Annotated in this window: 10 protein-coding genes and 1 tRNA gene; 5 read left to right on the forward strand and 6 right to left on the reverse strand. The window is 36.6% G+C overall.

The window, feature by feature from the left end; all coding sequences use genetic code 11:
- Positions 1-20: 20 nt before the first annotated feature.
- Positions 21-1,838, forward strand: a complete 1,818-nt coding sequence (locus AABJ44_RS09215; RefSeq protein WP_338368619.1) for a methyl-accepting chemotaxis protein — start codon at positions 21-23, stop codon at positions 1,836-1,838.
- A 112-nt stretch (positions 1,839-1,950) separates the two neighbouring features.
- Here AABJ44_RS09215 and AABJ44_RS09220 read toward each other — a convergent pair.
- The 5 genes from AABJ44_RS09220 to AABJ44_RS09240 all read right to left on the reverse strand — a co-directional run bounded on the left by AABJ44_RS09220 (position 1,951) and on the right by AABJ44_RS09240 (position 5,283).
- A tRNA-Pro gene (locus AABJ44_RS09220) sits at positions 1,951-2,023 on the reverse strand.
- A gap of 69 nt (positions 2,024-2,092) precedes the next feature.
- Positions 2,093-3,526, reverse strand: a complete 1,434-nt coding sequence (gene mtaB, locus AABJ44_RS09225; protein WP_338368620.1) for a tRNA (N(6)-L-threonylcarbamoyladenosine(37)-C(2))-methylthiotransferase MtaB — start codon at positions 3,524-3,526, stop codon at positions 2,093-2,095.
- A 22-nt stretch (positions 3,527-3,548) separates the two neighbouring features.
- The gene (locus AABJ44_RS09230) at positions 3,549-4,181 is read right to left on the reverse strand and encodes a tetratricopeptide repeat protein (RefSeq protein WP_338368621.1); all 633 of its coding nucleotides are present in this window, start codon (positions 4,179-4,181) and stop codon (positions 3,549-3,551) included.
- A complete protein-coding gene (locus AABJ44_RS09235; protein WP_074640237.1) occupies positions 4,171-4,545 on the reverse strand; it encodes a bactofilin family protein in 375 nt (124 codons plus the stop codon). Before AABJ44_RS09235 ends, AABJ44_RS09230 begins: the two co-directional genes overlap by 11 nt.
- Positions 4,546-4,629: 84 nt before the next feature.
- On the reverse strand, positions 4,630-5,283 hold the full coding sequence (locus tag AABJ44_RS09240; RefSeq protein ID WP_338368622.1) for an RluA family pseudouridine synthase: 654 nt from the start codon (positions 5,281-5,283) through the stop codon (positions 4,630-4,632).
- 34 nt (positions 5,284-5,317) lie between these two features.
- Here AABJ44_RS09240 and AABJ44_RS09245 point away from each other — a divergent pair, with 34 nt between their 5' ends.
- Positions 5,318-6,517, forward strand: a complete 1,200-nt coding sequence (locus tag AABJ44_RS09245; protein ID WP_338368624.1) for a hypothetical protein — start codon at positions 5,318-5,320, stop codon at positions 6,515-6,517.
- On the opposite strand, the gene AABJ44_RS09250 is transcribed toward AABJ44_RS09245, so the two are convergent.
- Positions 6,518-7,165, reverse strand: a complete 648-nt coding sequence (locus tag AABJ44_RS09250; RefSeq protein WP_074640232.1) for a PTS sugar transporter subunit IIA — start codon at positions 7,163-7,165, stop codon at positions 6,518-6,520. It lies immediately after the preceding gene.
- Between the two features lie 139 nt (positions 7,166-7,304).
- Between AABJ44_RS09250 and AABJ44_RS09255 the strand changes: the two genes are divergently transcribed.
- From AABJ44_RS09255 to AABJ44_RS09265, 3 genes are all read left to right on the forward strand, one after another.
- Positions 7,305-8,366: a WD40 repeat domain-containing protein gene (locus AABJ44_RS09255; RefSeq protein WP_338368625.1), complete on the forward strand. Its 1,062-nt coding sequence runs from the start codon at positions 7,305-7,307 to the stop codon at positions 8,364-8,366.
- Between the two features lie 13 nt (positions 8,367-8,379).
- Positions 8,380-9,243, forward strand: a complete 864-nt coding sequence (locus AABJ44_RS09260; RefSeq protein ID WP_338368627.1) for a peptidoglycan DD-metalloendopeptidase family protein — start codon at positions 8,380-8,382, stop codon at positions 9,241-9,243.
- A gap of 85 nt (positions 9,244-9,328) precedes the next feature.
- The gene (locus tag AABJ44_RS09265) at positions 9,329-11,092 is read left to right on the forward strand and encodes a phosphoglucomutase (protein ID WP_422100122.1); all 1,764 of its coding nucleotides are present in this window, start codon (positions 9,329-9,331) and stop codon (positions 11,090-11,092) included.
- Positions 11,093-11,103: the final 11 nt, after the last annotated feature.

The raw sequence follows: 11,103 nt of genomic DNA on the forward strand, positions 1-11,103 counted from the left end.
TATTACAACGAGGTTTTTTTATGCATTCATTAAGAACCAGATTTATTGTTGTTTTCGGACTATTTATACTTATTTCAAGCTCTGTAATGGGTGTTTTTTCTGCTTACAGCATTATTAATACCGGTGTTGCACTTTGTGCAGAACAGGGGTATCCAATTGCAGAAAAAGCAGGTGCTGTAATTGATGGAGATAAATTCGAAGCACTTGCAAAAAGCCCTTCTGTAAATGATCCATATTATGAAGAAGCCAGAATTGCGCTTCTTACTATAAAGAATACAATCAATTGTCAATATTTATATACGATGGCTCCTGTTGGAGGAAATGTCTACAGATATATCATAGATGGTTCATGCGATCCTAGTGATGAAGAAAACTTTTCTCCTTTAGGAACTCATGAAGATATCTCTGCTTATGGAGACGGTCCATTCCTTGCTATGCAGGATGGTGGAATTCATTCATCAGGTCTCGAAAAACAGGACCGCTGGGGCTACTCTATTTCAACCTATAAAGGAATCAAGAATTCTCAGGGAAAGGTTGTTGGTTTTATTGGTGTCGATTTTAATGTTGATGTAATTCTTCAGATGCTGAAACGGAGAATTATCAGTATTGGTATTGTAAGTATAATTGTTCTTGTTATAGGAATTCTTCTTCTTTCTTTATTTACTTCAAGAATCTTTGGTACAATGAAAACTATTTCCACTGCAATGGAGCAGATTGCATCTGGAAAGGCTGATCTTACATTTAAAATTCCAGAACAGGGAAATAACGAACTTTCACAGCTTGCATCACATTGTAATGGAGTTATTGAAAGTCTCAATAAACTTATTATGCAGTTGCAGGGAGAAACCGGTATTCTTGATGAAACTGGAAATGAACTTTCAAATAAAATGGGAGATCATATTAAAGTTCTGTCAGCTGCTACTAAAGATATACTTGATATTTCAAGCAGTATTACAGAACAATCTGATAAGGTTGAAGGTATTACAGACGGAATGCAATCTGTAGAATCTGAGATTAACAGTCTGGACTTAAAGCTTAAAGAACAGTCTGCTGCTATTCAGGAATCTTCTTCTGTAATCGAAGAAATTACAGCAAACATTAAATCTGTTGATAAGAACGTAAATGAGATTCTTGAAGAATATAAACTTCTTGTAAAGGAAGCAACTGAAGGACAGAATCAACAGGCTAGTGTTACAACTCAGATTGGAAATATTGCTCAGCAAAGTGAACACCTTCTTACTGCAAATGCTTCCATTGCTTCAATTGCAAGTAAAACAAATCTCCTTGCTATGAACGCTGCAATCGAAGCTTCACATGCCGGCGAAGCAGGAAAAGGATTTGCTGTCGTTGCAGGCGAAATCAGAACTCTTGCAGAAACCTCTGCAAAACAATCTGCTTCAATTTCACAGTTGCTCCAGGGTATTTCAGAAGCAATTACAGAGATTGTTTCTTCTTCAACAAAATCTGCAAATAATTTTGCAAGCGTAAGTGATAAGATTCAACATCTCCAGCAGTTAATTGATGAAGTTCAGTCAGGAATGAATGAAGAGCGTATTGGTGCAGAAAACATTCTGAATGCAATGCTTACTCTTGAAGGAACAACAAAAGACATTACATCAGCTTCATCACATATGAAAGGCGAAAGCGAACGTGTATTTGAAGGAATTCGAGCATTGAATACCCTTGCAGAAAGCACTATGAATAAATCAAACTATGTAACGATTCGTATGGATGAAATGAAAGCAACAGCAGAAGCAGCAGTAACAGCATCAGACCGAAACCTCTCCGCCACAAACAAAGTAGCAGACATGATAAACGGCTTCTCAACAAGTATATAACCACAAAAAAGCACCGAATGAGCGGGAGCGAATGAGGGCGACATCCGAAGGATGTCGGGGCAAGAACTCTGATGTTAAATAAAAAAGACTTCTCATTAAGAGAAGTCTTCTATCGGGCAAGAGGGATTTGAACCCCCGACATCCTGGTCCCAAACCAGACGCGCTACCAGCTGCGCTATTGCCCGTTGCATGTAAATTAATATATACGTTTTTCGTATTTTAATCAAGTGCTTAAACACGATTTTTTGAAAAATTTATAAAAATTCTGCAGAAGATTCTATATCTCCCCCCTTTTTTATTCTTTCTGAAAGAACCTTTGTAAGTCTGATTTTTAGCATTTGATTAGCAGCAATCTGTTTATCAGAAATAATTTCACAGTGAATAAAATTATCAGTTACTGCATGATAGATAAATCGACTCTGCTTTCCGCCTGCTGCTAAAGCCATTGGCCTTTTTACAGTTTCCAATACAGCTTTGTGTTCTGTATCAATAAACTGTTCAACATATTTTATTTTCTGAGCCACTGCCCAATCTGTGAGAGTTTTTGCACGTTCGCCTGATACAGACTGAGGAACTTTATTTTTCATTGTCACAGCTGCAGTACCGGGTCTTTCTGAATATGGAAAAGCATGCACCCAGGCAAAATCACATTCCTTGCATAACTGCATTGTCTGCTCAAAATCTTCATCTGTTTCGCCAGGAAAACCTGTAATAATATCACAGGCAAGAAAAGGTTTATTCTTAGCCATATTGAGTCTCTTACAGGCATCAATAACAGACTGAACACTATAAGGACGGTTCATGGCTGCCAGAATCTTTGAACTTCCACTCTGCACTGAAATATGAAAATGAGGCTGAACCCTATCATCTGAAATTACACGGCAGAACTTTTCATCTACAACATCTGGATACAGACTCGAAATTCTAAAATGTATTTTATTTGTTTTTGCTAAAAGCAAAGCAAGCAATTCTGTAAAATTATAATATTCACCATTATATTCACCTCTATACTGACCAATATTTACTGAGGTAAGAACAACTTCCTCATGTCCTTTTGCTTCAAGCTCCTGAACACGATCAATTGCAGTCTGAACATCTATCGAAACACTATGCCCTCTTGCAATATGAATTGCACAAAAAGCACAGTTATTATTACAGCCATCCTGGATTTTAAGACTTGCTCTGCTATGAGACAGGAATGAAGTTGCAGAAAGCTTAAAAGAATCTTCCGGGAAGCCGGGTTTTAGCTGAGGTGCAGAAAAAATATTCTTTTTAATGGATTTTGCAAAACTTAAAGGATTCCAGTCTCCAGTTTCCTTTGTTTCTTTAAGCAGAGCTGGAACTGTTGAAAGCCTGCTTTTCATCTGCCCGCCTATTACACAAATACGGGGATCAATTTCTGAGATCTGTTTTTCGGATAACTGTGCATAGCAACCGGTAACAATTATAACGGCAGATGGAAATTTTTTGAGCATAAGTCGAATCAATCGTCTTGCCTTTTGCTCCGCTTTTTGAGTTACCGTACATGTATTGATTATGCTAAGTAAGGTAGTTTCATCTGTATCTGAAGAAGAAGTCAGCCCTTCCATTGAAACAGAAAAACCTGCATCTGTAAAAAATTGGGCTGTGGCTTCACTTTCAATCTGATTAAGCCTGCAGCCCAGTGTTTCTATTCTAATTTCACTCACAATCTTATTATTTACTTCTAATTTACTGAAGCTTTGCGTTTACACGTTCTCTACCACGAGATGCATCTACAGAAGAAGAATTGAGTCTTAAAGCTTCATCATAAGCAGTTACTGCTTCGTAATAATTTCCAGCCATTTCACGGGCATAACCAAGTCTTACCCACCATGTATCAAGCAATGGTTCTTTTTTAACTGCAGAAGAAAGTGCTATATCTGCATGCTGATAGCGGGCCTGACGAATAAAAATTTCACCCATATAATAATAAGCAAGTCCTACACGAGAACCGCTTTCTGGTGCACTGGCAACGTATTTTCTAAACTGTTCCATTGCTCCAGTATTTTTTCCAAGATAATATTTTGCTTCACCGAGAACTTCAATAAGTCGTAAATCATAAGGACTGATTACAAGACCTTCTGTTGCACGCTCTTCTGCTTCAGCATACTGCTTATTCTTTACAAGCGCCCAGCACATTACAACATAAGATTCAACACGGTTTGGATTTGACTGAAGCTCTTCTTCACAAACCTGAACAGCTTCACGATATTTTCCATTATGGTACAAAACAAGTGCATCCTGTTTTGCTGTAGTAGTCTGAGCAAACAGAGATGTAAAAGTCATCAAAAAAACGATACAAATAATTAGCTTATTTTTCATTTTCACTTCTCACCATTGAACATTTTCCAGTAAATATACAGCCAGGTTCAAGCACAACCTTTGCAGTTGTAATGTCTCCATCAAGAGAACCAGAAGCAGTAATAAAAATCAATTTATTTCCTATTACATTACCCTTTACTTTTCCGCGAATTAGAACACGTTCAGCAGTAATATCAGCATTAACGACAGCATCAGAATCAATAACAAGATCACTTGTTGAATCAATAGTTCCATTAACCTTGCCGCGAATCATAAATGCTTTTTTCATTTTTATTTTGCCGGTAAAAGCAATATCATTTTCTACAATTGTATCAAAAGCTTCTTCTTCCATATCGAAGAAATCTGTATCTTTCACATCAAACATATTATTATTCTACCTTTTTATGAGGTTTTTATCTACTTATTTTCTATACTATTATAGCACGACTACGACAGATTTGGTAGTAGACTATTCTTCAAACTTAAAATCAAAAGGGACTGAAACTTCAAAAGTTTTGTCTTTTCCTTCCAGAGGTACTGTAAGCCGAACTGCAGAAAGCTGAAGTCGCTTAATTCCGGCAAGCTTTTTAAGCAGTTTATTCAATTTAAAGTTTCCATGCTGATCATCACCTGCAATAGGACATCCATTTTTGGAAAGATGAATGCGAATTTGATGCATACGACCGGTTTCAAGCATAAGACGGACAAGACTCAAATGAATTGAAACAGGCTGATTATCAGGTTCCGTCTGTACAATATCAGTTTCTTTTTCAACCTTATATTTTGTTACGGCAGTTTTTGAATCTCCATGCTGAACTATTTCTTCATTTATTACACCTGATTTAGAAGGCATTTTTCCAGCACATAAGGCAAGATATTCTTTTTTAACAATCTTAGAACCAATTAGCTTAGTCCATTTACCAGCTGCAACAGGATTTTTTGCAACAACCATAAGCCCGCTTGTATCTTTATCCAGACGATGAACCAGATAGATTTTATAACCAACCTGTTCTGCAAAATCGCGGTCTACAGAATGTACAACTCCCTGTCCCCCCTGTACGGCTAGTCCCGATGGTTTATTTATGATTATTATTTCATCATTCTCATATATAATAGGAATCATATTCATCCGATAATCATAACGGAGGCTTTATAAAATGACAAGATTTCAGTTATTCAAGCAATATTCAAAAGTAAGTTTTTTACGTACAGGATTATTATTTATCCTCTTCATTTTTTCTTTTTCTAACGTTTATGCAGAGAAAATAACAGATAGAGATTTTGGCTTTTCTTTAGATATTCCAGAAGGTTTTGAAATAGCAGATTATACAGAAGATGGCATGTCTTATTTTTTTTCACATCCAAATCTTCCGGTTACCCTTGTGATGAAAATAACAGAAGAAAAATCAAAAAACTCTGCAGAAGTTCTTAAAACTAATCTTACAAAACTTAATGCTAAAGGCGATACTGATTCTTTCAACTGGAATGATACACCTTGCGGAATCAGTACTTTTACAATGACTCTGGATGACAATTACTTTGGATGGGCAGTTACGGCACCTCTTAAAGTTCAGAATTATTATGTTCTTTTAATCTGTTATGCACCTGCAAATCAAAAAGCCTGTGAACAGTTTATTATTTCTACAATAAATTCACTTTGTATAGATTCAGAATTCTTAAATACATCAGGAATCATTACAAGTTATGCCTTTCCGCCGGAAGGAAGAAAAGCATTCTCTGTAAATATAGGCGGTCAGCAGATTAAAACCAGTCTGGATAAGAGCGACGAAGTAGCAGCAAAATTCGTAATTGACCTTGAATATGCAGTACTTACACTTTATGCAAATCATAAAATGTGGAAAGAAGCATGGCAGCGTTATTACAGAATGATTTACCGTGATAATGCCGGACGTCTTCAGCAGACTGCCGGTGATATTTATAATGCGCTCTATCCTGAATTAAAAAAATCTAAACCTCAGGATGCTGATATAAAATATGCACAGGCTCTTTTAAGCTGGGTACAGACTTTCAGCTATCAGAGAGCAGCCTCTAAAAATGAATCTGATTTTACAAGTTTACCTGCCAGTATTAGCGGAAAAGGCAGTGATTGTGACAGCAGAAGTATGCTGGTAAGTGTTTTGTTGAATTATACAGGAATTGATACAGCGATTGTGATTTCCAGAGAATATTCACATGCAATGGTTGTAACTGATATTCCAGCCCCAGGTCAAACATTCACTATGGAAGATGGAAGAGAATATCTTTTTGGTGAAACAACCGCTAAGATTACCTGGGGAATGATTGCGCAGAATCACGCTGACCGGACTAAGTGGATTCCGGTCAGCTTTAGAGAATAATTAAGCCTTCATAAGAAGGTCGTAAACTTCTTTTTCATTCAAAGCTGAAAGCATTGCATCACGCAAATCCTTGTCTTTGAACTTTGCACTGAAGTGAGAAATTGTCTTAAGATAATATGAATGCTGATTGTAAGCTGCAGCAATCATGAAAAGAAGATTTACAGGCTGATCATCAATTGTCTGGAAATCTGCAATTGGCTTACGGCAAACACCAACAGCCATAACAAGGTCAGTTACTGAAGAAAGACGAACATGAGGAATTGCAATTCCACGGCCAATAGCTGTAGACATAAGTTCTTCGCGCTTAAGGATTTCCTGAGTAAGTTCAGCGCCATCCTTTACCTGAGGTGCAGTAGCAAGAACATCTGCAAGCTCAACAAGAGCATCATGTTTTGAAGTCTGGCTGATAAATACAATTCTATCTGGCGAAAGTATATTTCTTACCTGAACAGTCTGTTCAGCCTGCTTTGTAGAATCTGAAGAAAGGCGGGCATTTACCCAGTTTTCTACTTCTGATTTCTTAAAACGCCATACAGTACCGATTTTTCCGGCAGGAATTTCGCCCTTCTGAGCCCAATCATAAACTGTTCTGTCTGATACACGAAGGTATTTTGCTACTTCTTCGATAGTCAGGATATCGTCTTCCATTTGTTTACCTCATTTTAAACATTTTTTAATGCTTTCGCTTGAAATCTTTAGAATATTTTGCATACTTTACGGTATTTTGTCAAGATTAACGGTCCGATTATTCATTGAAATTAAAACGTATATGCTATATCATACAATTATGAAAGCTAAAAAACATATTGGACTTGCACTTTTTCTAATTCTTTTCATTTCCATTATTTATATAATTCTTGCAGCAAAACCACTAAATAAAGAATATAGTTTTACACCGGTATGGAAAATCAGTACCGCGAATCCGGTTATTGTTGAATCAGACAATAAATCTCAGTCGTATTTTCATCTGGGACAGACCTTAGGTTATTTTGATGCAGATGGAAATATTTCTTTATATAAGACTTTTCCAGCTAAAGTTTCCATTTCAAATTCATACTATGCAACCTATAACTCAGAAGCAAAAAATACAGAATTCTTCAATTCTGACGGAACTAAGGCTGGTGTAATTGAAGCAAGCGGATTCCCATATTTTTCCAACGACCTTATTTATGTATTTTTACCAGGCGGCTGTTCATTCTCAAAATGTTCTGATACAGGAAAAGTTTTATGGACTTTTGAAGGAACCTTCCCTATTACAGCTTTTGTTGCAAAATCAAAATATACAGCAGTTGGCTTATCAAACGGCACAATTAAAGTTTTGAATAACGAAAACGGTGCAACAGAAATTGATTTTGCACCTGGTGGCAGTGATTATCCGGTAATTCTTGGAATTGATATTTCTGAAGATGGACAGTACATTGCTTCAATTTCGGGACATAATCAGCAGCGCTTTGTTCTTTCTCATCGTGAAGAAAATCAGCAGAAAATAATTTATCACAGATTCTTTGATCAGGATTCTCCATATCGTACAATCGTTCATTTCAGCAAAGATGGAAAACGTGTTTTCTTTAATTTTTATAAGGGACTTGGAATCTATAATCTTGAAACTAAAGATGAGAGAACTCTTGAACTGAAAGATAAACTTCTTTCAATTGAAGAAACCGATGATCTTTCAATCCTCCTGGGTAAAGAAAAGAATACTTACACTGTTTCAATAATTGATAACACAGATACTCTGGAAGGATCTTTTTCTTTTACAGCAGATTCTGCTTTTATCCATGCAGCTGATAACAGTATATATCTTGGAAAAGATAATTCTATTTCAAAGATTTCAATTTCCAGAGAATAGTCGGAGATTAAATATGAAAAAAACACTTTTGATTACAACCTGCTTTTTGATTTGTGCTTCTGCTTTCTGTTTTGACTGGCCTCAGTCAGAAGTAACAAATAACTCTTTTAATTCATATTTTGGTCAGAATCGAGGCGGTATTTTAAGTACATCAGTTGTTTTTTCAGAACCTGATGAAGTAAAGGCTGCAGAAGACGGCTATATTACAGCAATTATTACAGAGAATTCTGATGACTGTGATTTCTTTCCATCTACTTTGGGAACTGCAGTTATTCTTGCTCATAATGATGATTTAATTTCTGTATATGGAAATCTTGATGCAGAAACCCTTACATTAAACAATGAAAAAGAACATTCAATAGACGGTGGAGCGATTATTGCTTCAAGCGGAAATTCCGGTTATCAGGAAAACAACGGAAATCTTGAATTCAAAATTATTGATTCAAAAAACAAGGCTGCAATAAATCCTGTAGTTCTTATGCCTCGTGCAGAGGAAGAAATTCCACTTACACTTTCAGGAATTATAATCGTCAGCAAAAATAATGATTATTATGATATAAACACTTATAAAACCTACTATTCAGGACTTTATAAGGTTTACTTTAAGAGAAATCCTATTGCTACACCTTATAAAACTTCTGTTTCTATAAATGGAATTATTGTTGACCAGCTTTCATATGATATGATCACACAGGAAAATAACAAGCTTTGTATTATTGGTAAAAAGAAATATACAGCAGCTGATATTTTCCCAAATGATGACCTCCAGCTTTTAGGAGAAGCTATGTTTACACCTGGCCGTGCAACACTTGGTCTTACAATTTCAGATATGTTAGGAAATGTAAAACAGTTAAATTATAATATCCTTATTAAATAGCAGATTCAGCAGAAATATAAAAAAATTGTAAAATCAACAGTTCCGTGTTAAAATATTAAAATCAAAGTTTAATGGGAGAATAAACTTGGAACATAACATGATTTTGTCAGCATCCGGCTGGCGTAAGGTATTTGCAGCATCCGGAGACGAGCAGGACAAAAGTCCTGAAATTACAGAAACTGACAGAAGCATTGCCGTTATTGCGGCAGATGTTTTTTTTGATTATATCAGCAAATTGACAGGCCAGAGTTCACCTGTAATTGCTCTGGGAATTGATGCAAGACCTACAGGCCCGGCACTTGCAGATGCGATGATTCATGCTCTTATAAAAAAGGGCGCAATAATCCAGTATTCAGCAGTAACATCCGCACCAGAAATTATGGCTTATGCAAAAAAGCTTGATGGATTTATTTACATTTCTGCCAGTCATAATCCTGTGGGGCACAATGGAATTAAATTCGGTACTAACGATGGCGGAGTTCTTTGTGCTGCTAAAAATGCTAAGCTTGTTGAAGATTTTCTTAAACGCCTTAAAGATGACAAAGGTGTTGAAGAAGCTGTAAAGAAAGCTTATTCCTGCACAACTTCGGAACTTAAGTCCGTTTACGATGTAAAAGACAGTTCAAAGCATAATGCTCTTTCTGCATATAAAAACTTTATCAACGAAACAATTACCGGAACAGACGATAAAGAATATCAGACTGATTTCTTCAGCATGCTGGACGCATATATAACAAAGAATCCGATTGGTGTTGTCTGTGACTTTAATGGAAGTTCACGCTATCAGAGCATTGACCGCGATTATTTCAAAGAACGAAAAATCAATTTCTATTCAATCAATGATTTTGAAATTGCTCATGAAATAATTCCAGAAGCAGAAAATCTTGTTCATGTAGCAGCAGAAATGGAACGCCTTCATAAGGAAGGTTATAACGAAGTTGTTCTCGGCTATATGCCGGACTGCGATGGTGACCGCGGAAATATTGTTTACTGGGATGAAAAAGCCGGTAAAGCTGTTATTCTGAAAGCCCAGGAAGTTTTCAGTCTTTCGGTACTTGCTGAACTTACTTATTCAATCTGGCAGCACTCAGACGAAAAAGACTTTAAGCCAGCTGTTGCAGTAAACTGCCCTACTTCAATGCGTATTGAAGAAATTGCAAAAGCACTTGGAGCAGAAGTCTTCCGTGCAGAAGTTGGTGAAGCAAATGTTGTAAATCTTGCGCGTGAAAAACGTTCAGAAGGATATACAGTCCGAATTCTTGGTGAAGGCTCAAACGGTGGAACAATTACCTACCCTGCAGCTGTTCGAGATCCGCTTAATACTATTTTTGCCCTTCTCAAACTTCTTATGATGAGAGATGGCGGTATTTACCAGCTATGGTGCAACAAGTCAGGCTGGAAATATAAGGAAGATTTCACACTTACAGATATAATTGATTCTCTTCCAAAATATACAACAACCGGAGTTTCAGAACCAAGAGCTGTTCTCAAGGTAAAGACTACTGACCATTCAAAACTTAAGGCAGCATTCCAGAAAGCCTTTGAAGCAGACTGGAAGAAAAAATCTGCTGACCTTAAAAAGAAATATGGTATTGAATCTTGGGAAGCAGTAATCACCAACGGTACAAAAGAAACACGTGATGTAAAGGATTTTTCTAAATCTGGAAAAGGCGGGCTCAAAGTTCTCTTTAAGGATAAGGACAAAAAGCCTGTTGCTTTCATTTGGATGAGAGGCAGTGGTACAGAACCAGTTTTCCGCATTATGTGTGATGTTAAAGGCGATAATGCCGATATGGAAAAGGCACTGCTCGAGTGGGAAACAGATCTTATTAAGAAAGCAGACAAATAAGTTGCAAAAGC

Source organism: Treponema bryantii (assembly GCF_036492245.1).
GTDB classification, from domain to species: Bacteria; Spirochaetota; Spirochaetia; order Treponematales; family Treponemataceae; genus Treponema_D; species Treponema_D bryantii_C.

Coding starts and splice junctions, on each gene's coding strand:
- AABJ44_RS09215 (WP_338368619.1), top strand. CDS start 21: ATGCATTCATTAAGAACCAGATTTATTGTTGTTTTCGGACTATTTATA.
- AABJ44_RS09235 (WP_074640237.1), bottom strand. CDS start 4,545: ATGTTTGATGTGAAAGATACAGATTTCTTCGATATGGAAGAAGAAGCT.
- AABJ44_RS09245 (WP_338368624.1), top strand. CDS start 5,318: ATGACAAGATTTCAGTTATTCAAGCAATATTCAAAAGTAAGTTTTTTA.
- AABJ44_RS09255 (WP_338368625.1), top strand. CDS start 7,305: ATGAAAGCTAAAAAACATATTGGACTTGCACTTTTTCTAATTCTTTTC.
- AABJ44_RS09250 (WP_074640232.1), bottom strand. CDS start 7,165: ATGGAAGACGATATCCTGACTATCGAAGAAGTAGCAAAATACCTTCGT.
- AABJ44_RS09230 (WP_338368621.1), bottom strand. CDS start 4,181: ATGAAAAATAAGCTAATTATTTGTATCGTTTTTTTGATGACTTTTACA.
- AABJ44_RS09260 (WP_338368627.1), top strand. CDS start 8,380: ATGAAAAAAACACTTTTGATTACAACCTGCTTTTTGATTTGTGCTTCT.
- AABJ44_RS09240 (WP_338368622.1), bottom strand. CDS start 5,283: ATGATTCCTATTATATATGAGAATGATGAAATAATAATCATAAATAAA.